This window comes from Fusibacter paucivorans, from assembly GCF_018390735.1.
Taxonomy (GTDB): domain Bacteria; phylum Bacillota; class Clostridia; order Peptostreptococcales; family Acidaminobacteraceae; genus Fusibacter; species Fusibacter paucivorans.
Genome location: NZ_JAHBCL010000008.1, coordinates 21,696 through 44,458 on the forward strand (window position 1 = coordinate 21,696; position 22,763 = coordinate 44,458).

The following is a 22,763-nucleotide window of genomic DNA, read 5'->3' on the forward strand; positions in this document are numbered from 1 at the left end:
GCCCGTAATAATTTTCTGAACGTCGACAATAGAGAACATTTTAAGCAATTTTGTCGAAGCTTTGTTCAAATCTCATGCGCCTTGGAACAGACATAATATAGGCGATCAAATGCCTAAATCATACCATTCAGTGGATGGCTCATGCCATCGCCGATTGGTAAAAATATATCAAATTCCAATTTCATTTACCTTTGCGCATGTTGGTTTGGACTACTTCGCAAGAAAGTCATTCAAAGGATCTACGAAAAAGTAATGGTGATCAGTTGCATGTTTTCTCAAAAAAAATTGGCGATGAGCGACAGACCACGCATCAGAAGACAGATGGCAGCTTTACCTTCACGGGCGCCTTTGGGGTGTTAACATTACATAATTTGGTCACACATGGGAGCGCGTCAGGGGGGGAAGAATGCATAATTTAAAGGCATTAGAGGCATCTTATCAAGATGTAACGGCGTTAAATGACAAGTTGAACCAAATGAACTTGGAATTGGTGGCAAAGCATAAGGCAGTCATGAAAAAGGAGCGACGCTATCGCGTTTTGATTGAACATATGAAGCAGGGGATCTTCATATTTGAAGAAAAAAGCGGTGAAGTGGGAGGACAGAATGATTTTGAGCTAATTGATATGAATTCTGCTATGAAGCAAATACTATCGGAAATAACAGCCATTACTGGACTCGACAATATCAATGATCTTCAAATGATAAAAGAAATCAAATTGCTAATGGCACTATCAAAAAAGGGAACAAAACTATTCACCGATTCGATCACTAAACGGTACTATCAGATAGAACATGAACACTTAACCGATCGTGAGTTCATGGTTTGTGTCACAGATAAGACGCAACTGTACGAAAAGTTTGAAAATCGTCGGAAGCAAATGTGGGATCTCGTATCCTCTATGGGAAAATTGGTAGAAAAACGTGATTTGTATACCGCTGAACACCAGAAGAAAGTGGCGGCTCTGGCTGTGAGGATTGCTGTAGAAATGGGGCTTTCCAGCTGGCGAATTGAAAGTATTTACCTTGCGAGCCTCGTTCATGACATTGGTAAAATTAGTATTCCGTCTGAGATATTGGTCAAACCGGATCGACTGGCTGAAATTGAATATGAATTAATGAAGACACATGTGATGTCGGGATATGATATCTTAAGCAATGTCCATACGTCAACACCATTGGCCGATATCGTTAAGCAGCATCATGAACGTTTAGATGGGTCTGGTTATCCGCTGGGACTTAAGGGGGATGAGATGAGTTTAGAGGCAAAGATCGTGGCGGTGGCTGATGTTTTTGAAGCGATTAATTCACATCGTCCTTATCGTCCTTCGCTGGGGATGTCATTTGCACTTCGACATTTGAATGAGTTTAAAGGACGTCTCTATGATGAAAGAGCTGTTGAAATCTGTACGGAACTGTCAAATAGGACACCGTGGACACTAAATGATGTTGAGCAGTATTTCGAGAATCTAGTGATCACTTCCAACGTGTCGCCAGAATGATAATGAAGAAAGAATAATAATGGGAAGCGAAAGATTTCATACACATTGATAGAATGTTTGCTTCAACGACAAGATGCTATTGTGATTATGATGCCAATGATGATGATCTATTTAAAGAATTTGTAATGGCATCCTTAAAAGACATATAATATAGAAGAAAACTGAAAAAAATAAAAAGCAGCCCCTTTATCGCAAGGACGATAGAGGGGCTGTTTGTAAAGAGAAATTGAACGGCTAAAAGCCATTAGGGGTAGTGTTATCGTTTAATTTCTTGTTTATAGTAAGTTAGCTTATCTAGATAGTCGACATCCGGTTCAAAGCCGATTCCCGGTTTATCCGGAACATAGAGCATTGCTCGGCTGTCAATTTTCATTGGCTGTTTAATGACATCGCGTTCCCAGTAGCGATCTGATGCAGGTATATCGCCAGGATATTTATAGTTTGGCAGGGAAGCAACTGCAACATTATGTGCTCTTGCAATGCCCGTATCAAGCATGCCGCCGCACCAAACGGGGATATCATTTGCCATGCAGATGTCATGAACTTTTTTAGCCTCAGTAAGGCCGCCGACGCGTGCCACTTTAATATTGATCGTTTTAGTACTGCCGAGTTCAATAGCCTTTCTGGCATCTTCTGCATCATGGATGCTTTCATCAAGGCAGATCGGCGTATTCATAACCGCTTGTAAATGTCTGTGATCGACGATGTCGTCATGAGAAAGCGGTTGTTCGATCATGAGTAGATTGAGCTTGTCCATTTCTTTAAAAAGTTCCAGATCAGCCAGTGTATAAGCAGAATTGGCATCTACCATCAGCATGATGTCGCCAAAGCGTTTGCGGATACCTTCCAAATAGTTCAAGTCTTTGCCGGGTTTGATTTTGATTTTTACACGACGATAGCCTTCTTTCATGTAGCCGTCAATGACATGTAATAAATCATCCAAACTATTTTGAACGCCAATACTGACGCCTGTTTCTACTTCCGTTCTGGTACCGCCGAGTGCTTTAGAAACGGAGATGCCATTTTCCTTAGCATATAGATCCCAGATGGCACAATCAAGTGCGGATTTTGCCATGTTATTGCGTCGTACTTTTGAGAAGAGCGCGTTAACATCTTCTGGGTGATTAATCGTCTCTTGGCTAAACAACATTGGCACGAGGAAATTTTCAATGGTATACCATGCGGAACCAATGGTTTCCTCATTGTAAAACGGATGCTCAAAGGCTGAGCAATCGCCATACCCGATGTGATCTTTTGAATGTGCCTCGACAGCGATGAAGTGTTTGTCAAACATACGTGCAAAGCTCGTTTCAAAAGGTGTTCTAAAAGTTATCTTTACTTTACGCAAAACGATTTTTTCAATTTTCATAACGGACTCCTTTATAGTGAGTAAGGATAATCAGGCTTTGATGACTTCTATTGCGACCATCATACGTTCGATCGCCGCTTCGTCAACGTCATAGTGGATGCCGTTCTGTTCATCTGGTACAATGAGCGTACAATCTTTTGTAATGTTGACATATGGAATGGTAATGTCTTCATGGAAGTAGCGATTGCTGGCAGCAATATCATGGGCGAGTGTGAAATTTGGTAAACTCGCCAGTGATATGTTTTGAACTCTGCCAATGCCGAGTTCGGTCATGCCGCCGCACCAGACCGGAATACCGTTTGCCATGCAGACATCGTGTATCTTGATGGCTTCGGTAATGCCGCCGCATCGGCTGGATTTGATGTTAATGATGCCGCATGCATTGATGCTAATGGCTTTTCGCGCATCTTCAGCGGAGATGATACTTTCATCTAAGCAGATTGGTGTTTGAATAGCCTTTTGCAAAACGGCGTGATCAATAATATCGTCCTCACCAAGCGGCTGTTCAATATAGGCGAGATGGTATTCATCCATGGCCTTAAAAAGATCGATGTCGTCAAGTGAATATGCCGAGTTGGCATCAATCGTCATGACGATATCCGGGAAGTGTTTTCTCACCGCTTTGACGACCTCAAGATCCCAGCCGGGCTTGATTTTTATCTTTGTACGGTGATAACCTTCAGCGAGGTATTTTTCGATTTTTTTCAGCAAGTCGGTGACAGTAGGCTCAATGCCTAAACTAACACCAACTTTAATTTCTGATTGCGTTCCGCCTAATAATGTCTTGAGCGATTTTTGATCGCGCTGCATTTTTAGATCCCATATCGCATTTTCAACAGCTGCAATGGCAAGTTTGTTGCCGCGAATAAAGGCAACTCTGGAAAGATAATCATCTGGATCGGCAATGTCTTTGCCAATGATTGCCGGTGCAATCATGTTTTTGATGATGTGCAGGCAAGTGCCGTTATCTTCCGGGTTGTAAAGCGGTGCAAAGAATGCTTTACACTCACCATAACCGACGATCCCTTCAGAATAGAGCTTCACAATCAGTGCATCTCTGACCGTAAACTTTGTGAAGCTCGTTTGAAAAGGATGTGCGAATGGATTATTGACTCTAATAATATCAATGCGTTCGATTTTCATGCTGGTGTGCCCTCTTTCTTATATTAATAACTGTAAAATGCAGATGATTTAATGAATAATTTATTGCCAGCCGATGGCTACACCAACGATAATAGCACAGGTTGAAATGAGTGTCCAAATACCGACGAGCGGTAAAATAAACTTCAGCCATTTTTGGTAAGAAATTCTTGCCAGACCGATAAAGCCCATCAATGTTCCAGAAGTTGGGATGATGAGGTTTGTAATACCATCACCATATTTGTAGCCTGAAATAATGACTTGTTTAGAAAGGCCGATAACGTCGCCAAGTGGTGCTAAAATTGGCATAACGACTGCTGCTTGACCACTGCCTGACGGTACGAAGAAGTTAAAGATCCAGTTAAAGAAGAAAATCAGAACACCGGATACCATTCTTGAAGTAGATGCAAGCGGTAAAGAGCAATAGTAAATAATGGTTGAAATGACATTGCCGTTTGTGAGGACAACGGAAATTGCCGTTGCAAAACCAATGAGCAATGCAGAGTATGTCGCCATTTTACAGCCATCAATAAAAGATTTTGCCATGCCGTTAACGGACATTTTTGTTAAGACGCCTGCAAAGACTGCTAAGAAAATGGTTACCGTATTGAGCTCATTCATGCTCCATTTGTAGTTCAGCGCACCGTAGATGTAAATGCCGAATGCGACGAAAATGGCGAGTAAAATGATTTTGTGTTTGCCGTCAAAATCGATTTTTTGATCTTCGTGAACGTCAACTGCCCAGTCGTACTTGTCAGTGCCGAGTGCGGAACTCGCAGGATTAGCCATGACTTTTTGAGCGTAACGCATGAGGAAGATTGCAGTTGCAATGAGTGCAATAACGAAAACAGCCGTTCTAAATCCGATCCCTGATAAAACCGGAACGCCGGCAATCGTTTGTGCAACTTGAACGGTAAAAGGTCCCATACCGCCGAAAACAAAACCAACATAAGTTCCGAGGTACATCATTGAGAGACCGACAATTGGGTCCATCTTAAGCTTGCGGGCAATGACGAGGCCGATTGGGATAAAGACGATGGTTTGGTTAACGATGATTTCCAAATAACCGAGAATTGACATAGCAGTCAAAATAACGGGAATGAGGAAAATGATTTTATCTTTCAATCGATTTGAAAGCGAGTCAATACCTGCTTCAATGGCACCTGTATCATTGATGACTTTAAAAGCACCTGAAACGAGGAAGATTGAAAAGATAATTTTAGCACCCTTGATCATACCAAGACTGATTGATTGAATGGCATCAAAAAGGTTGACTGGTGTTCTGTCGACAAAGTGAAATGAGTTCGGGTCAATTGTTGTTGTGTCCGGAAATTTGTCATAAATCCCAGCAGGAATAATGTAGGTCAATATTGCTGCAAAAATGATAAAAAAGAGTAGTAGTGCATAGGTATCAGGAATTTGAAACTTTTTCTTGTTAGCTTTTGGCTCCATAAGACGCCCCCCTTGTTTTAATTGCATATTACAGTTATTTAATATATAATCACATAATATACAAAATGTTGTTGACTGAATATTGTCTAAAATTTGTCTGAAATAGGTGATGATATGAACATTGGTTTTTTAGGATCAGAAAAGAGATTAAAATATATCCGTGAGGTTGTCGACACGCTTTTCACGGATATTCATCCGACGTATATTGTTGATGAATTAGCTTATTATAACGAAGAGACCGCTGCTGAGCTAAAAGCACTTCGAAATGATTTACAGGGCATTATCTTCGCAGGTGAGCTTCAGTACGAGTTTTACAACAGCATCTTTTTCCCGAATATTCCGTGCGATTATGTCAAGAAAGATTGGTCGTCGCTGCAAAATGCATTCTTGTCAATGTCTATAAAAGGGATTGATTTTAGAAATGTCAGTATCGACAGCTACTCCTATTCTTCAATTTTCAACTTGTTGAAAGACTTAGGGACTCTGGATAATGCGAAAGCGATTAAAATTATTCAGCGGCGTCAATTTGACAAAGGCTATGTCGATAGTGTGTTTGATGATCATTACTCATATTTTAAAAGCGGTGCTGTAAAAGGCTGTATTACAGCGCTTCATCCAGTGCTTTCGCTGCTGGAGGCAGAAGGTGTACCATGTGTTTACGCACGGCCTACGACAGAAATTATTATCAAGACCATCAATGGTATCGTGGATCTCTTTGAAACGCAATACAATAAAGATGGTCATATTGCCATATTAATTCTTCAAATTATACCCAAAAAAGAGTATTCCTATATACGTCAAGATGAATATTTGTATATGCACGAAAAGATAAAAGTTGCTGAAGAAGTCTATTACTTTGCGAAGAATACGCATGCTGCTGTCGTCAGCGAGTCCATTGACAAATTCATGATTTTAATGAACAAGGAGACGCTGATTGATTATACGAATGGGCTTCAACGCTTCTATTTGCTCAATTCAATCTTTATCAATACCAACTGTGATGTTAATATTGCCGTGGGCTATGGTTTTAATCCAAGTGAAGCTAAGTTCAATGCCAACTTGGCAGCTGAGAAGTTTGATGCAGACAGCAAAAACTTAACCTATATCGTTCCAAGGCAAAATGCGGCAATTGGACCTTTGAACTTTTTAGTTGGCGATGATTTAAATGTCGACCGTATTGAAGAGGACTACATCAGTTCGCTTTCAAAAGAAATCGGCATATCGCAAACAATGCTCTATAAACTCTACAGCATGATTGAAAGACAGAAGCGCAATTCCTGTACCTCGCAGGATTTGGCCGATAAACTGTCAATTTCTCAGCGCAATGCCAATCGACTGCTCAGAAAGCTTGAAGACTTCGGGTATGCAAAGGTTGTCGGCAAGCGACTCACAGGACAATCCGGTAGGCCGAGCGATATTTACGATATCAGTTTATCAAAGTGAAATTGAATTTCGGACAAATTATCGCCTCTTTTATTCCAATACCAGTCAACTATACTAAGTCTGAAAAGGGAGGCTTGATTCATGCTAGACAGAATAGAAAAAGCAATGGCTGCCATTGGCATTGACGATGCGAGCATCGTTGGCACTTGGAAAGAAATTGTAGAACTCGAAAGTTATACAAGAGATCCACGTGCAGTTGAAGTTTTGGGGACTTACTTAAAGTCAACATTTGAAGCAATTGGCTTTAATATGGAAATGCATACTTACGAGAATGCAGGACCCCTTTTAATTGGTGAGATGGGCGAAGGTGATCCTAGCGAAGGTATCATATTGACGGGGCATATGGATACTGTTTTTAAAACGGGAACACTTGCAGAAATTCCTTTCAGAGTCGAAGACGGTCGTGTTTACGGACCCGGCGTGCTTGACATGAAAGGCGGCATTAACTTAATGATCTACATTTCAAAGCTATTGAAAGAACTTGGATACACAAAACCAATTAAAATTGTTATCTGTGGTGATGAAGAGCATGGTCATGCGTATTCAGATGCTGCTCAAAAGATGCAAGAAGCTTGCGAAGGCTATAAATGCGCTTTCAATATGGAGACGGGGCTCGTTGATAACAGTATTACTGTTGCTCGAAAAGGACGCATTGAATACGAAATAAAAGTACATGGCAAATCAGCACATGCAGGTGCAAATTTTGCAGATGGGATCAATGCTATTTATGAGTTGGCGAATATCGTTGTCAAGATTAATGAACTCAATCAAAAATATGAAGATGTAACTTTCAGTGTTGGTATTATTCATGGTGGCGCGATTTCAAATGCAGTACCGCATTTAGCAGAAGCCAATGTCGATATCCGTTATTACAATACTGAAGATGGTGCGCGAATCAAAAATGACATTGAAGCCATTTGCAGTTCGCCGACGATTCCTGGAGCAACAGCTGAAGCGAGTATCAACAGCATGTTCCCGCCATTTATGGATACCGTAAATGGAAGCTTCTATCAATTAGTAGACGAAACCTCTCAAATGCTGGGATTTGGTGCTGTTACGCCAGCACACCTCGGCGGTTCATCGGATGCTTCTTATTTGACGGAAACAGGTCTGCCGGTACTTTGCAGCATGGGTGCAAAAGGTGAGTGGAATCACACAGATCGTGAATACGCAGTGATTGCTTCAGCACAGGAGCGTATTAAACTCATCACTGCATCAATCCTTAGACTGGAAAACAAAGCACTATAGAATAAAATGCTTTTAGAAAAAGCAGATTAAATTGAAAGCCACATGTATTGATACGGTTGCGAGTGATTAAATGGACAAACCATAAACTGTTCATTCACGATACCGGCAGTGCATGTGGTTTTTTTATAAAATACAAATGAATGTATAAATATGGCATTAAATTTAATTGTAATAAAAAAATTAAAATAGTATAATAGTCCTAGCTTACATTATCGCAAGGTTTGTGAACACGATTGCTGATAAATAGGCGAAAATGCATGTTTCTGAATAAATGCTGCACGGTGAGGAAGTTCAAATGAAACATTTTGACGAAGATGTCTTTAAACAAATATTGGATAACATGCTGAGTATTGTCATTGTCGTTTCACCCGTTGGGAAAATAAGATATGCGAATCACTTAGCAGTTGCATTTTATGAGTATTCACTGGATGAGCTGCTGGCGATGACTGTATTTGATCTGAGACCAACTGATGCATACGGTATGATCAAAGCACAGCTCAATGAGGCGCTTGAAACGGGCATTGCATTTGAGACCTATCATCAAAAACGCAGCGGTATTATGGCGCCGGTAAAAGTACGTTCGATACATGGACCTGATGTTGGACAAAGGTTTACCATCAGTGTGATTACCGATCTGTCGAAAACAGTGCTGCACAGAGAGCAATCCAAATTATTCGAGGCATCCCTGAATATTGCAGAAGAAGCCATTATAACCCTTGATGCACAAGCGCGCATCACGCGCTGCAACCGAGCAACTGAAAAGATATTGGGCTATCAGGAAGCCGAATTGATCAATCAGCCGGCAAATATACTGATCCCTGAAGAAAAATTGTCAGAATTTGAAATGATCATGCGATTACTGCCGCTCTGTAAAGCCATATGCAGAATTGAAACAAAGCGATTACATAAAAGCGGGCATCTCATCCCATTGTCCGTATCCTACACAACGGTTCAAAATCAAAATGATCTGGTGGCGGGCTATGTTGGTATCTACAGTGATACGACTGAGATTCGAGCGATGAAGGATGCGCTGAAACAGATGCAGGAACGTGCGCTGGTGGCGCTAGAAGGTGGTAATTTCAGCGTTTTGGATATAGAATTAATTAACGGTGAAACGGCGATCTTTAATAGTATGGACCATTTGTTGGGCTATTCAGAAAAAGACATCGATAAAACTTGTGAAGCTTGGCGGGCACTGGTGCACCCCGATGATCTCGAGCGTATCCGGTCGACATTTAAATCGCAGTTGGCATCAGGGGGCGACATAGTCTATGAGTTTCGCATTTTGTCAAAACACAACGGTTATCGTTGGATGCGCACAAAGGGAAAAGTCTATAATTATAATACGTTTGGTATGCCGATGCGCATTATTGGAACCAATGAAGACATAACGGACTATAAAGAAATTGAAGAGGCGCTGATAAAAAATAATGAAGAGATGAAAGCGCTAACAACTGAGATGGAACGCGCTAATCAAGCCAAGAGTCTCTTCCTCGCGAATATGAGCCATGAAATTCGCACGCCGCTCAACGGTATTATTTCTGCCGTACAATTATTAAAAAAGTCGGGGTGCTACGATCCGGATCAGCAAAAACTAATGGCCATTCTTGAAACATCGGCAACGACATTAAAGAGTATTGTATCTGATATTCTCGATATGACAAAAGCAGAGCAAAGCGGGATCAAACTCAACTGTGTACCGTTTTCAATGAAATTATTAATGCTGGATGTGTTTAATGAACTTCAACTTGGGGCGAATGAGAAAGGCCTTGAGGTGGGATATTACTTTGATCCAAGTATTCAAGCGGACGTGCTGGGTGATCCGCAGAAATTTAAACAGGTGCTTGGCAATATCATTGCCAATGCCGTAAAATTTACAAGTGACGGCAGAATTACACTGAAAACAAAATGTATGCAACGCAGCAAACATCAAATGATGATCGGCATTGAAATTGAGGATACGGGAATAGGTATTCCAGATGGTCGCCTTGCTGAAGTATTTGACCCATTTATGCAGGTTGATGAATCCATGAGTAAAGCTTTTCGCGGCACAGGATTGGGGCTGGCAATTGCTAAACAGTATATTGAAGCGATGAAGGGAAATATAAAATGTGAAAGCAGGCTCAGCCGAGGCAGTAAATTTACAATAACCTGTCCTTTTGAAATCAGTATGGAAAAAAATGATGTATTGGTGCGTGATTTTCACTTGGAGCAATCCAATTTTAAAATGCGCTACGATCAGAAAAAGATTCTCAGCGTTGATGACAGCAGTATTAATCAAAATGTGATGGAGATCATCATAGCAAAAATGGGATATCAGCTGTACAAAGCATACCACGCTGAGGAAGCGCTGCAAATATTAAACGAGCATGCGATTGATCTTATTCTAATGGACATTCAGCTTCCGGGTATTAATGGGTACGAATTGACAGAGCAAATAAAACAGAATGTTAAGACGCGTCGAATTCCGGTGATTGCGATGACGGCGTATGCACGTCGAGAAGACAGAGAGGCGTGCAAGACAGCGGGTATGATTGACTTTATAACCAAACCAATTGATGTCGACATACTCGTCAAAAAGATAAACAGTTACATGATGGATTAAGGGAAATTAAATAAGTAAGGAGGTGAGCGCAAAACCTAACGAACGTTAGGTTTGTGCCAATGGGTATGGCAGTTAACGATAATAAACAAGCACAGCTTAAGAGGATTGCATTTAAGTATTTTTTAGAAAAGGGCTATGAAGCCACCAATATGCGTAAAATAAGCGCAGAAATTGGTATTAAGGCATCTTCGATTTATTTTTACTATGATTCGAAGCAAGCGCTTTTTATGAGCGTGCTAAATGACATTTTGTCAGAACGGTACGAAGCTGTTCAATTGCAGATGGCACGTGATTTAAAGATTGATGTGCCGCCGATTGAAAAGCTCTATATGCTTCTTAACAGCAGTATTAAGGCATGTGCAGAAAACAGTGCGCCGTTCAAATTTATATTGAGATATCGTATTTTTCCAGAAGAGGGTATTGCCCTTTCATCTCGCGAGCAATTCGAGAACTGGCGCAATGAAGAATATGAATTGTGTAAATCTATCTACGATGAACTTAGTATAGGTTTACCCCAATATGACAGCAAACTGCTTTTTCACCATTTTAAACGGTTTCAGAGCAGCATGCTAAATGAAATATTACTGTCGGGGATTATGCTGGACGATAGAACAACACAAAAATTTTGGCAGATGTTCTGGAGTAACTTGGGGATTTAAACTGTTGAGAAGTGTAAAGGAGGTAAAGGATGTACCCGACAGAAGTATCAACACACACATTGAATGATATATTGGATCTTGAACTGTTGGCATCGTACATTAATCAGCTCTATCGATACATAAAGATGCCGATTACATTGCTTGACAGTGAAGGAAATATTATTATCGCATCGCCGTGGTCTGAAGTATGCACGGCATTTATGCGAAAAGGATGCCGGACTGGTGTGATCTGTCAATCTGTTTGTACAAATATGTCTACGCAAAAAGTGAGACTTTTTAAATGCCCAAATGGGTTTTATATGTATCAGTTCCCCATTGTGATGGGTGATACGGTTATCGCACAGTTGGTGCTGAGCCAGTTTCTTTTTGAATCGCCGGAGAGGGAAGCCTTTCGAAAAGTGGCGGAGGGCCAGCAGTTTGACATGGACGCCTTTTACAGCGCGCTTGATAAAATCAGAATGACAACACATGTGGAAATCAAGAGCATTATTGCTTTGATGGGTGATCTGGTTAAAATGCTTCACGACATGATCGGTCGGCGAATAACGGCAAAGGAACTGGAGGATGAACTCATGCAGGGGTATGAAGAATTGGAAGCTTCTTATCAGGATGTTTCCGAACTCAATGATCAATTAAACAAAATCAATTTGGAATTGTCCGATAAAAATAGAATTGTTGAGCAGAGCGAGAGGCGTTACCGTGTCTTAATAGAGCACATGCGACAGGGTATTTTCATCTTTGAAACAGATTATGGCGATGCCAGTGAAGCAGAGGACTATCGTGTGATTGATATGAATCCGGCAATGATGCAAATTCTCAAAGAGATGAGAGAGACTTATGACAATCTTCAAACTGTCCAAACGGAGACATTGCCACTGATGCGTTTTATTAAGCGGTATCTTAGTGCCGTCGATAAGGAATCAAAGTATTTTTTGGATGAAGCGCATAAGAAATACTACGAAGTTGAGTACGAACGTTTGACAAAATGTGAAATGATGGTTTGTGTGACGGATAAGACGGAGATTTTCGAAAAGTTTGAGAATCAGCGAAAGCAGATGTGGGAACTCGTATCCTCTATGGGAAAGCTTGTGGAAAAACGGGATCTCTATACGGCGGATCATCAAAAGAAAGTAGCGGCTTTAGCAGCGAGAATTGCTGTTAACATGGGTCTTAGCCGTTGGCAGGTTGAGAGTGTTTACCTTGCGAGCCTCGTTCACGATATCGGCAAAGTGAGTATTCCATCTGAAATTTTGGTAAAACCGGATAAACTGACATCAATTGAATACGAACTGATGAAAACACATGTTATGACCGCATATGATATTTTAAGCAGTGTCTATTTTTCGACGCCGATCGCTGAAATTGTTAAACAGCATCATGAAAGGCTTGATGGCTCTGGTTATCCTGCTGGCCTTAAAGGTGAGGCGTTAATGATCGAAGCAAGAATTGTAGCTGTAGCGGATGTCTACGAAGCGATTAATTCCCATCGGCCTTATCGGCCATCACTTGGGAAAGCATATGCACTGGAACATCTCAATACGCATAAGGGCAGCTTGTACGATTGTGATGCTGTCGATGTGTGTACGCGAATCGCATCACTGACCCCATGGACACTTGACGATGTTGAAAAATATTTTCAAGAACGCGCTTTTTCACTTGATGAAAGCGAACTTTGAAAAGAAGGCTTATTCGGGTATATGATAAAAATATACCCTCGAATCCCCAAATTATCTGTGGACAAACGGCGGTGAGAAGGTTATAATGCTGTCATAATTGAATGTGTACACAGGTCCGTATTTTATACGGTTAAAAGGGAAGTCAGGTGAAATTCCTGCACAGTCCCGCTGCTGTAAAAGAAGAGCTGCTCGTTGGTGCCACTGTTTTGATTATCATAATGATCTAAAATGGGAAGGCTCGAGTGGTGATGATGCTTAAGTCAGAAGACCTGCCTGTGTTCGTTTGCTTTAAACTCTACGGACGATGGAGGGCAATTTTATTTTGGATGATTTGCGTCATGAAGGCGCTTATAAGACCACTTATCGTTGTGATAAGTGGTTTTTTGCTGTTGATAAGATAACGAAGCGGGAACATGTGCACAATCAAGTTCAAAAGCATCAGGGAAGCAAAAAGAAAAGCAAGGAAGATGAAGGAAGGGCCATTAGAAGATGTGTTACAGTATTCTGCAAGGATTCAGGTACTCGAATCTTGACTGCGGCAGGACGATACCAAACCGGATGGCTCGATATCGGATTTGTGGGGAAGGTTGCCGACAACGCCTGTGCTGACAAGCGGCGAATAAAAACTGGAGGTGACAGATGGAATTAAAATCAATTGGGCGAATAGAAAGCCCCTATCAGTGCAAGGGTGATGCACCAAGACAGGGGATTTATTCAAAAGAGATCATGAAGATTCACGTTGAACCTGAATACGCAGAAGCGTTAAAAGGGGTTGCGGTAGAATCGCACATCGTCGTTCTCTATTGGGGAGATCGTGCAGATCGAAGTGTATTAAGAACCATACCGCCGAGGCGAGATGTTGAGATGGGTGTCTTTGCATGCCGCTCGCCAAATCGTCCGAACCCGATTGCGCTCTGTGTCGCAGAAGTTATGGCAATTTCAGCCAATACGCTGACTGTTGTCGGGCTCGATGCACTAGATGGCAGTCCACTGCTGGACATTAAGCCCTATGTGTCCATGTTGGATGATTCGCAGATGCATCGTGAAGCATAATGTGTGGAACTGGGATGCAGTTTGCGGAAAAGTTGGTGTCAAAATGTGATTGATCCAACGAAGAAAAAATGAGAAAGCAAGTGAAAAGAGCTGTAAATGAAGGAAAAACAGAAATGTAAGACAAAAATGAAAGACGAAAATAGAAAATGAAAGAATTGACGAAATATAAGCAAGTGAGGAAATTGCATTATTCAACGTTAATGTGTTCGCCACGATAGGCATGGCTTTTGAAAGCCAGTTATTCAACACAGTGTGGTGAAAACTCAATTAAAGGCGATTGTGCCATTTCCTCAATCGACTGAAAGATAGGAGATCATATGAAAGCGCAGCATTATCATAAACATATATTTTCAAGATACATTTTAGTATTTGGACTGATGATTGTCATGATGGTATCGATGTTATCCGGCTGTACGCAAGGAGAACCTTCGAATGAGACTGAAGGTATTAAACAGGCGGCTGTTGAAGAAAATGCCAATATGGAAGAAGCAAGCGAGACGATCCCAGAAACGCCTTTACAGTTAACGGCATCTGCACCTGGGTATCACGGTGAATTATCGGTGACACTGACAATCGATTCAGATGGAAAAATGCATGCTGTAGAAGTTGGGGAGAATGAAGAGACTCAAGACATTGGCACGCTGGCCATTGAAAAAATCCCTTCCATGATTGTCGAAGCGCAGTCGCTAGACGTCGATGTCATTTCAGGTGCAACCAAGACGACGAAGGGAATCGTCAATGCAGTTGCAAATGCACTTGAAGCTGGGGGTTACAGTGCCGAAGCATATGGTTTCAAAGATTCGATGAAAATTGAAATGGTGTCGATATCAGCCTTTGATGCAGAAATGCTCCCTGAAAAGGTGCCAACGACTTCGTCAATAACAGTTAACGATGTCAAGGGTAGAGCCGTAACGATTGATTTGCCGATATCGACATATGCCATCAGTACCATGGATGTCATCGATTTCATTATTCCGTTAAAGGGTCAAGAGGCATTTGATATGCTCGTAGGTTCCGGTCAGGACGGCGGCGGTGGTTTTCAAAAATATGCGCAGCTCTATGTCCCTGTCGTTGGGGATTATATGGTACACGTAGGTCAAATTTCTGATCATAATGCACCATTTGATCTTGAAATGATTTTAGCGACGCAGCCTGATGTTCTCTTTGTCAATTCGGCAATGGGTGCCCATCGATATGCCTTAGAGGTTGAACCGCAATTGACGGCAGCGGGAATCCAAGTGGTTTTGATTGACGTTCCGGGGAAAGATTTAAAAAATTCCGTGTCAAGTACCCTTAAATTGCTGGGGGATATTTTTGAAGTGCCTGAACGCGCAGAAGAAGTTGCAGGTTATATCAATGATCAATATGCAATAATCGAAGAGGGAATCGCCAATGCAGGTGATGCACCAACGGTCTATTATGAAAAATCAGGCTATGCAGAAATTTATGGACCAACGGCAACCAGTATGTCTGGATGGGGATTGCCAATCAATATGGCAGGCGGTAAAAATATTGCTGATGAAATTTTGATGGGGACGGCAACAGCTGGCGGTGCAGGTAACACAATTGACCCAGAATACGTACTGGAAGCAGACCCAGACATTATTGTCGTCAGCGGCATCAATGACGGATGGCTTGATGCGATTAATGATGAAAAAGAAACGTATGCTTTTGATATTGTCAATCGCATCGGTTGGCAATCGCTTCATGCGATTGAAGAAGGAAAACTCTATGAATTTGCGCACTCGACGAGTCGTTCCATCTTTGCATTTTATCCGACGATGAAAATGGCAACTTTGTTTTACCCGGATACATTTTCTGAGCTCGATCCTGAAGCGGCATTGGATGTCTTTTTTGATCGCTTTATGTTGACGGACAGTAGCATCAGCACGTGGTTTATTCCCTATGAGGAATAGTGATGATGAAACGAATGCGTGAAGAGACTTTCGCAGAAGCAGATGTTGCCATTGCTGCAATTTCGCAGGAGGCAAGCGGCGAACAAGCAAGAGCTGAAGCGTTAAGAGGTGATCAGCTTGCGGCGTCTGAGCTTGATTCTGAGGAGGCCTATACACAATTTTATGAGAAAATGCTTAAGCGCCGCCGAATAATCATCGTCTTTTTTTCAGTGGCAATTATAGCGTTTGCACTTTTGAATATGGCAATCGGTTCGACACAAATTGCATTGATTGATATCATTAAAGCTGTATTTCTTGGCACCGGTGAAGGCAATCAGGCGATGATTATTCGATCCATTAGACTGCCGATGGCTTTGATGGCCATTGTCGTCGGTGCTGCGTTGGGTGTAAGCGGTTGTGAGATACAAACGATTTTGAGAAATCCAATTGCCAGCCCCTTTACGCTCGGGATCTCTTCGGCGGCATCCTTTGGTGCGGCACTTGGACTGATTCTCAATACGGGTATTCCATTTGTATCGGAAACTTTGCTCGTAACAGCGAATGCCTTTGTGTTTTCTTTTGTGGTTGCCATGGCGATTTATCTATTTTCAAGACAGCGCCAAGTTGGAAAGACGGCAATTATTCTGTTTGGTGTTGCGCTTAATTTCCTATTTAGTGCACTGACGATGGCACTGCAATACATTGCTGATGAGGATGCGCTGCAAAGTCTCGTTTTTTGGAATTTTGGCAGTCTTTTAAAGACGACTTGGATAAAATTTGGTATTGTTGCCATTGTACTTTTGTGCTGTACGCTATTGCTCTACCGCAATGCATGGCGTCTCACGGCGATGACGCTTGACGATTCTAAGGCGATGAGTATTGGGGTCAATGTTTCAAAGATGAGGCGAATGGCAATTTTAACAGCATCACTTCTGGCGGGAATTGCCGTTTGTTTTGTTGGTACAATAGGTTTTGTTGGACTCATAGCGCCGCATATTGCCAGACAGCTCGTTGGCGAAGATCAGCGTTACTTTATGCCTCTGTCAGCTCTTATTGGCGCCTTCGTTTTATCGTTTGCCTTCGTCTTGAGTAAATTGATAATGCCGGGGGTTATACTGCCGATTGGTCTTGTGACTTCTATTATTGGTATTCCATTCTTTATCGTTATCATTTTTCATAGAATGAAGGTGATGCTGTGATTAGGATCGAAAATCTTTCTTTCGCATATAAACGCGCGGGAAAGAGTCATCAGGTATTCGAACATTTAGACATTGCATTTAAACCGGGCATTAATGTGATACTAGGACCTAATGGTGCTGGAAAGTCCACTTTATTGAAAGCCATTTTTGGTATATTAGATTATAAGGGGAACGTTTTTTTACAAGAAACACCGCTTGCGACGATGGCATTAGAAGAGAAAATCTCGCAAATCGCTTATTTGCCGCAAATGGATATTGAGCAGTCTTCGCTGACTGTTTTAGAAATGGTGTTACTGGGGCGATTGCCGGAACTACAGCGAAAAGTGCGCTCGGAAGATATTGCGTATGCAATGAAAAGCATGGCTCAGCTCAATATTAGCGAGTTGGCGTCGCGCCCTTTTACGGCGTTGAGCGGCGGTCAGAAGAAACTCGTGTTTATCGCTCAGACGCTTGTGAGAGATTCGGATATCGTTTTACTGGATGAACCCATTAATGCATTGGATTTAAAAAGACAGCTGGAGCTATGTCAACTCTTGCGATCCAAAGTGCAGGAGAAGCCAATTACGATGATTATTGTGCTGCATGATATCAATTTAGCCGTAAGATTTGCAGATCATTTAGTGGTTTTAAGGGAAAATGGTACACTCTATGCAGTAGGCAGTCCTAAAGAAGTTATGACTGAAAGGATGATTGAGGACGTTTATGGCGTCATAGCACGTGTAAGTTGTGATGAAGACGGCGTGCCGGTGGTGTCGCCACTGAGTAGCTTTGCACAATAGAACAATTTAATGAACAACCGCACGAATTAGTCAAATGGCTGATTCGTGCGGTTTTTTTTATAGCTTCTTATAAACATTGCACGATTTAAATGTTAACAAATCATGAATAGAAATTAAGTAAAATTTACTAAAGTATTGTTTAGATATGCTAAATAATGAATTTTGTTTAGCAATTAACAAATTCAAAAAGAATACATTTTGAATTCATTATACCTATTCTGAATCTATTGAAAGACAATTTGACCTATGTTATAGTTATGAAAATTACAAATGAGGTACGGCAATACCGTACATTTAGGGGTAATTTGCTATTAACAAAGTTTGTATTACAAAAAATGTAAATGTTTCATCGATTATATCGTCAATAGAATGAAAGGTACTGAAAAATTCAAATTTTATAGTAAATATTCAAAATGTTTACTATAAAATAGATGAAATGAAACTTGCAATTGTTAAAGGAGGGTAAACATATCGTGAATGAGGCAAGCATTAATGCGTTTTTTACACCCAGAGGTGTTGCCATTATAGGTGCATCAGCAAGGCAAGGCAGTCCCAGCAATCAAATTCTAAAATACTCTAAGGAGATGAGCTTAACGGGTAACGTTTTTCCCGTTAATCCAACAGCTAAAGAAATTGAAGGGTTAAAATGCTACGGCAGTCTTTTGGAAATTCCAGAAACAGTTGATCTCGTCGTCATTTCTGTAGGCGCGAGCAAAGCACTGAACGTTGCTTATGAAATTAAGGAACGTCGGGAAGCCGTGGGTGATGCTGGCGCAGTAGCCATCGTATCGGCAGGATTTAAAGAACTTGGCACAGAAGAGGCCATTGCACTTCAGGATGAGATGATTGCGACGATCAAGTCATGTGGCGCACGTGTTATTGGGCCAAACTGTCAAGGCGTCGTTGATATTTACAATGGTATTAATACGACTTTCAGTGTACCGCCGGTAACTTTAAAAGGCGGCCTGACGATTATCAGCCAAAGTGGTGCTTTTGCAACATCGTATTTGCGTTGGGCAAAAGATCATAAACTCGTAGGGATTAACAAATTTGTCACACTCGGCAATATGGCAGATGTCGATGTGACGGAAACATTGGCATTTATGGCCGATGATGAACGCACGAAGGTTATTGCCATGTATCTAGAGGGAACGACAGATGCGCGCAAACTGATGGATGTGGCAAAGTCAGTAACATCTAAAAAACCAATTGTCGCGATTAAGGCAGGGAGAACGGCAGCTGGTTCTAATGTCGCACATAGCCATACCGCTTCGATTGCAGGTGATGACAATATTTACGATGGTGCTTTTAAGCAAGTGGGCATTATTCGCGCTAACACCATTGCAGAATTTTATCATACGGGACGCGTATTTGATAAAATGCCGATCCCCAAAGGCAATCGCATTTGTATTTTAACCGTCGTCGGCGGACCGAGTACGATTTGCGTAGATGCACTCACTGAAACGGGTGAAGCACAGCTGGCACATTTTTCAGATGAACTGGTGACGTCTGTACAAGCCGTTCTCAGTGGTAATGCCAACGTGGGTAATCCGGACGGCTATATTGATATGACAGCATCCATTACGCCGGTTATGCACAAAGATGCGCTTGCGCTGCTCATGGCTGATGACAGTATTGATGGGATCATTTTCATCACGACACCTCCAGGCTTTATTGGCAGCGAAGACCTTGCGAAAGCGATTGAAGAGGGTTACAATGCCGTACCTGAAGAAAAGCGAAAACCGTTGTTTTCAGTACTCATGGCAGGTAATGCTGTTGGCGATTGCCGCGTCATGTTAGAAGAAAAAGGTTTTCCTACATTTGAATACCCTGATGAAGCAGCACGCGTCATGATCAATATGATTAGATACAGTAACTACCTGAAACATAACGGAGTGGATGAAAGGATGTAACATGAAGGCGATATTTCAAGAAAACATTCAAAAGGGCAATGTCATTCTACCGGAACTTGACGCGCATAAAGTCTGTGAGGCATTTGGCATCGACTGCCCGCCTACAAAACTCGTTACGACACGTGAAGCCTGTGTTGAAGCAGGCAACCAAATGGGTTATCCCGTTGTTATCAAGATATTTTCAAAACAGATTATCCATAAATCAGATGCAGGCGGTGTAATTGTTGGCATTCAGAATGCAGAAGCGCTTTCAGAAAGCTACGACTGCATGATGCAAACTGTTGCTGAAAGATGTCCAGATGCAATCATTGAAGGGGTTGTCATCCAAAAGATGATGTCCAAGGGCATTGAAGTTGTCGTCGGTGCACTGAAGAACGAACAGTTTGGGCCGGTTATTATGTTCGGTATGGGGGGCATATACATCGAAGTCTTTAAAGATGTTGCCTTCAGACTGGCGCCGATAACAGTCGATGAAGCGAAACGCATGATTGAAGAGACGAAAATATATGAGCTTCTAAAAGGTGTGCGCGGTGAAAAGGCAAGTGATATTGACGCCCTCGCAGCAATGCTCGTCAACGTTGGCAAATTAATCGCTACCCATGATGAAATTCGGGAAATTGATTTTAATCCGATTATCTGTTACCCAGATGGCTGTGTTGCCGTTGATGCGCGTTTTGTATTAAATACTCAGTAATTTCAGTAAGTAGGTTTTAAATTGTCTATGACAATTAAGATATTACTAAGGAGGAAGTAATGGGTGAGATAAGGTTACATGGTCGTGGCGGTCAAGGGGCTGTCATTGCCGCTGAAATGTTGGCGAATGCCTTCGTACTCGGTGGGCGTTATGCGTCAGTTTTTCCATCCTTTGGCGTTGAGAGAAGAGGATCAGCCGTTATGGCATTTGCAAGATATAGCGATGATCCAATCCGTGAAAAAACGAGAGTTTATCATCCGGATATCCTGATGATTCTCGACCCGACGCTTTTGGAAAAGAAAGAAATCTACAATGGTTTTAAGCGTGGCGGTACGATAATCGCAAGTGCGAAAAGTGTTGACCAAATACTAAGCATGGGTGTCAAACCGGCGAGAATTGGTTTGATTGACGGGATGTCAATCGCCTTTGAAGAAACGGGAACGAATATTACAAATGTCATTATGTTGGGGGCATTTGCAAAAGTTACAGGGCTTGTGGAGGTCGATCATCTGAAAACGGCAGTTGAAGGGCAATTTGCCGGAAAGCTTCTAAATAAGAATATTGGTGCGTTGGCAAGGGGCTATAATGAAACGCAGCTCTATGAATATGAAGTAGCTGAAGAAGATGATGAAGGCGAACATTTGTATATGCAAAAAAAGATTGCATGTGAAGCGCCCCCCAAGACGCCTTTTGAATCAGCTTGGAAAGATTGTGACAAAGGTTTTCAAACGATTCAAACAGGAGAATGGCGTTTTATGAGACCGACACTGAACAAGAAGGCTTGCAGACAGTGTGGCTGGTGTAGTCTTTACTGCCCTACGGGCTGTATTAAAGCGTCAGAAGATCGTTATTTTGTGCCGAATTTCGACTATTGCAAGGGCTGTGGCGTTTGTGCCAGAGAATGTCCGGCGCATGCAATAAAAATGGTGATTGAGGGGGAGATATAAGTGATTAAAGTATTAAGTGGTAACAAAGCGGCGGCGCATGGCGTCAGACTTGCGCGACCAGATGTCATTGCGATGTATCCGATAACACCTCAAACACCGCTTGCAGAAGAACTTGCGAAGTTTCATGCGGAAGGGCAAATCGACAGCGAAATGATTGAAGTCGAAGGTGAGCATTCGGCGATGAGTGCCATTACAGGTGCGAGTGTTGCTGGTGGGCGCGTTTTTACAGCGACCTCTTCATGGGGACTTTCCTATATGAATGAACCGTTTATGTATTGCGCGGGCATGCGTGTACCGGCTGTTATGGTTGATGTAACGCGTGAAACTTCTTCCATGCGTGGTGTTGGCGGCAGTCGTCAGGATATTATGACAATACGCGATTCTGGATGGATTCAAATCGAGCCTGCTAATTGTCAGGAAGTTCTGGATTCAATTCTCATGGCATATCGCCTATCAGAAGATCCGGACATTTTACTGCCGGTTGTCGTTGCATACGATGGTTTCTTCTTGTCGCATCAATATGAACGTGTAGAAGTACCGGATCAAGAACTGGTTGATAAATTTTTGGAACCCGTTTCTAAAAAAAGGCGTAAACGCACAACACTTGAAGAAGGTAAAAACCTCCACTTCAGCATCAGTATCGCCGGCGGCGACTTTGCAAAATTATCGTTATCAAACGCTTAACGCATTAGAGCGTGTCAAAGCAAAATACGCAGAAATAGAAGAAGAATTCTATAACTTATTCGGCCGACGCTACGGCGGCATGGTCGAGACATATAAAGCAGATGATGCCGAAATACTGTTCCTTACAGCCGGCAGTGTCGGCGGCACAATAAAGTCGGTCATCGACAACGCGAGAAAAGACGGCTTAAAAGTCGGACTCGCCCGTATCAGAATGTTTAGACCTTATCCAAGAGAAGCAATGGGAAAAATTCTCGAAGGCAAGAAAATTGTATGTTCAATTGAGCGCAGTATTTGTCTGGGATGGAACTGCGGTCACCTGCACATGGAGGCGAAAGCCGTGTTGCCTGACTTAAAAGCACCGCCTAAAATGATTAACTTTATTGACGGCTTGGCGAGCTTGGATATTACCGTGGACCATTTGGAGAAGGCATTGGCAGTCACCATAGCGGCAGCTGAAGGTGAAGACGTTCCTGAAACCAATTGGCTTGTATGGGAATAGGGAGGAT

19 protein-coding genes and 1 riboswitch are annotated in these 22,763 nt (G+C 42.1%); of the genes, 16 read left to right on the plus strand and 3 right to left on the minus strand.

Annotated features, from left to right (window positions below; translation table 11 throughout):
- The first annotated feature begins 406 nt into the window (after positions 1-406).
- Positions 407-1,501: an HD-GYP domain-containing protein gene (locus tag KHM83_RS05705; RefSeq protein WP_213235950.1), complete on the plus strand. Its 1,095-nt coding sequence runs from the start codon at positions 407-409 to the stop codon at positions 1,499-1,501.
- 256 nt (positions 1,502-1,757) lie between these two features.
- Here KHM83_RS05705 and menC (KHM83_RS05710) read toward each other — a convergent pair whose 3' ends face one another.
- Genes menC (KHM83_RS05710) through KHM83_RS05720 form a run of 3 tightly spaced genes read right to left on the minus strand, consistent with a single transcriptional unit; the run spans position 1,758 to position 5,462 of the window.
- Positions 1,758-2,870 carry an o-succinylbenzoate synthase gene (gene menC, locus KHM83_RS05710; RefSeq protein WP_213235951.1) on the minus strand — a complete coding sequence of 371 codons (1,113 nt, stop codon included), beginning with the start codon at positions 2,868-2,870 and terminating at the stop codon, positions 1,758-1,760.
- 30 nt (positions 2,871-2,900) lie between these two features.
- Positions 2,901-4,013 (minus strand): o-succinylbenzoate synthase, encoded by a 1,113-nt coding sequence (gene menC / locus KHM83_RS05715; protein WP_213235952.1) that lies wholly within the window; start codon positions 4,011-4,013, stop codon positions 2,901-2,903.
- Positions 4,014-4,073: 60 nt separating this feature from the next.
- Positions 4,074-5,462, minus strand: a complete 1,389-nt coding sequence (locus KHM83_RS05720; RefSeq protein ID WP_213235953.1) for a YfcC family protein — start codon at positions 5,460-5,462, stop codon at positions 4,074-4,076.
- Positions 5,463-5,576: 114 nt separating this feature from the next.
- Here KHM83_RS05720 and KHM83_RS05725 point away from each other — a divergent pair, with 114 nt between their 5' ends.
- The 15 genes from KHM83_RS05725 to KHM83_RS05795 all read left to right on the plus strand — a co-directional run bounded on the left by KHM83_RS05725 (position 5,577) and on the right by KHM83_RS05795 (position 22,756).
- Entirely contained in the window at positions 5,577-6,905 is a 1,329-nt protein-coding gene (locus KHM83_RS05725) for a hypothetical protein (protein WP_213235954.1), read from the plus strand.
- 81 nt (positions 6,906-6,986) lie between these two features.
- Positions 6,987-8,153 carry a M20/M25/M40 family metallo-hydrolase gene (locus KHM83_RS05730; protein ID WP_213235955.1) on the plus strand — a complete coding sequence of 389 codons (1,167 nt, stop codon included), beginning with the start codon at positions 6,987-6,989 and terminating at the stop codon, positions 8,151-8,153.
- 295 nt (positions 8,154-8,448) lie between these two features.
- Positions 8,449-10,758, plus strand: a complete 2,310-nt coding sequence (locus tag KHM83_RS05735; RefSeq protein ID WP_213235956.1) for a PAS domain S-box protein — start codon at positions 8,449-8,451, stop codon at positions 10,756-10,758.
- A 65-nt stretch (positions 10,759-10,823) separates the two neighbouring features.
- The gene (locus KHM83_RS05740; RefSeq protein WP_213235957.1) at positions 10,824-11,417 is read left to right on the plus strand and encodes a TetR/AcrR family transcriptional regulator; all 594 of its coding nucleotides are present in this window, start codon (positions 10,824-10,826) and stop codon (positions 11,415-11,417) included.
- 29 nt (positions 11,418-11,446) lie between these two features.
- Positions 11,447-13,093 carry an HD domain-containing phosphohydrolase gene (locus KHM83_RS05745; protein WP_213235958.1) on the plus strand — a complete coding sequence of 549 codons (1,647 nt, stop codon included), beginning with the start codon at positions 11,447-11,449 and terminating at the stop codon, positions 13,091-13,093.
- 94 nt (positions 13,094-13,187) lie between these two features.
- Positions 13,188-13,384, plus strand: a riboswitch (cobalamin riboswitch).
- 31 nt (positions 13,385-13,415) lie between these two features.
- On the plus strand, positions 13,416-13,742 hold the full coding sequence (locus KHM83_RS05750; RefSeq protein ID WP_213235959.1) for a hypothetical protein: 327 nt from the start codon (positions 13,416-13,418) through the stop codon (positions 13,740-13,742).
- Positions 13,733-14,146, plus strand: coding sequence for a tRNA (N6-threonylcarbamoyladenosine(37)-N6)-methyltransferase TrmO (gene tsaA, locus KHM83_RS05755; RefSeq protein ID WP_213235960.1), 414 nt, complete (start codon positions 13,733-13,735; stop codon positions 14,144-14,146). The genes KHM83_RS05750 and tsaA overlap by 10 nt, the downstream gene beginning before the upstream one ends.
- Positions 14,147-14,463: 317 nt before the next feature.
- Positions 14,464-16,062, plus strand: a complete 1,599-nt coding sequence (locus KHM83_RS05760) for an ABC transporter substrate-binding protein (RefSeq protein ID WP_246542875.1) — start codon at positions 14,464-14,466, stop codon at positions 16,060-16,062.
- A 2-nt stretch (positions 16,063-16,064) separates the two neighbouring features.
- Complete coding sequence (locus tag KHM83_RS05765) at positions 16,065-17,240, plus strand: FecCD family ABC transporter permease (protein WP_246542883.1); 1,176 nt, start codon at positions 16,065-16,067, stop codon at positions 17,238-17,240.
- Complete coding sequence (locus tag KHM83_RS05770; RefSeq protein ID WP_213235961.1) at positions 17,237-18,019, plus strand: ABC transporter ATP-binding protein; 783 nt, start codon at positions 17,237-17,239, stop codon at positions 18,017-18,019. The genes KHM83_RS05765 and KHM83_RS05770 overlap by 4 nt, the downstream gene beginning before the upstream one ends.
- A gap of 473 nt (positions 18,020-18,492) precedes the next feature.
- Positions 18,493-19,932 (plus strand): acetate--CoA ligase family protein, encoded by a 1,440-nt coding sequence (locus KHM83_RS05775; protein WP_213235962.1) that lies wholly within the window; start codon positions 18,493-18,495, stop codon positions 19,930-19,932.
- Position 19,933: 1 nt separating this feature from the next.
- A complete protein-coding gene (locus KHM83_RS05780; protein WP_213235963.1) occupies positions 19,934-20,626 on the plus strand; it encodes an acetate--CoA ligase family protein in 693 nt (230 codons plus the stop codon).
- A gap of 59 nt (positions 20,627-20,685) precedes the next feature.
- On the plus strand, positions 20,686-21,573 hold the full coding sequence (locus KHM83_RS05785; protein WP_213235964.1) for a 2-oxoacid:acceptor oxidoreductase family protein: 888 nt from the start codon (positions 20,686-20,688) through the stop codon (positions 21,571-21,573).
- On the plus strand, positions 21,574-22,257 hold the full coding sequence (locus KHM83_RS05790; protein ID WP_213235965.1) for a hypothetical protein: 684 nt from the start codon (positions 21,574-21,576) through the stop codon (positions 22,255-22,257).
- Entirely contained in the window at positions 22,229-22,756 is a 528-nt protein-coding gene (locus KHM83_RS05795) for a hypothetical protein (RefSeq protein WP_213235966.1), read from the plus strand. Before KHM83_RS05790 ends, KHM83_RS05795 begins: the two co-directional genes overlap by 29 nt.
- The last annotated feature ends 7 nt before the right edge of the window (positions 22,757-22,763 follow it).

Bases quoted from the DNA above. Each gene is read 5' to 3' on its own strand.
- KHM83_RS05730 (WP_213235955.1), top strand. From the start codon at position 6,987: ATGCTAGACAGAATAGAAAAAGCAATGGCTGCCATTGGCATTGACGAT.
- KHM83_RS05720 (WP_213235953.1), bottom strand. From the start codon at position 5,462: ATGGAGCCAAAAGCTAACAAGAAAAAGTTTCAAATTCCTGATACCTAT.
- KHM83_RS05745 (WP_213235958.1), top strand. From the start codon at position 11,447: ATGTACCCGACAGAAGTATCAACACACACATTGAATGATATATTGGAT.
- KHM83_RS05725 (WP_213235954.1), top strand. From the start codon at position 5,577: ATGAACATTGGTTTTTTAGGATCAGAAAAGAGATTAAAATATATCCGT.
- menC (WP_213235951.1), bottom strand. From the start codon at position 2,870: ATGAAAATTGAAAAAATCGTTTTGCGTAAAGTAAAGATAACTTTTAGA.
- KHM83_RS05705 (WP_213235950.1), top strand. From the start codon at position 407: ATGCATAATTTAAAGGCATTAGAGGCATCTTATCAAGATGTAACGGCG.
- KHM83_RS05780 (WP_213235963.1), top strand. From the start codon at position 19,934: ATGAAGGCGATATTTCAAGAAAACATTCAAAAGGGCAATGTCATTCTA.
- KHM83_RS05735 (WP_213235956.1), top strand. From the start codon at position 8,449: ATGAAACATTTTGACGAAGATGTCTTTAAACAAATATTGGATAACATG.
- KHM83_RS05740 (WP_213235957.1), top strand. From the start codon at position 10,824: ATGGCAGTTAACGATAATAAACAAGCACAGCTTAAGAGGATTGCATTT.
- menC (WP_213235952.1), bottom strand. From the start codon at position 4,013: ATGAAAATCGAACGCATTGATATTATTAGAGTCAATAATCCATTCGCA.
- KHM83_RS05765 (WP_246542883.1), top strand. From the start codon at position 16,065: ATGATGAAACGAATGCGTGAAGAGACTTTCGCAGAAGCAGATGTTGCC.
- KHM83_RS05785 (WP_213235964.1), top strand. From the start codon at position 20,686: ATGGGTGAGATAAGGTTACATGGTCGTGGCGGTCAAGGGGCTGTCATT.
- KHM83_RS05760 (WP_246542875.1), top strand. From the start codon at position 14,464: ATGAAAGCGCAGCATTATCATAAACATATATTTTCAAGATACATTTTA.
- tsaA (WP_213235960.1), top strand. From the start codon at position 13,733: ATGGAATTAAAATCAATTGGGCGAATAGAAAGCCCCTATCAGTGCAAG.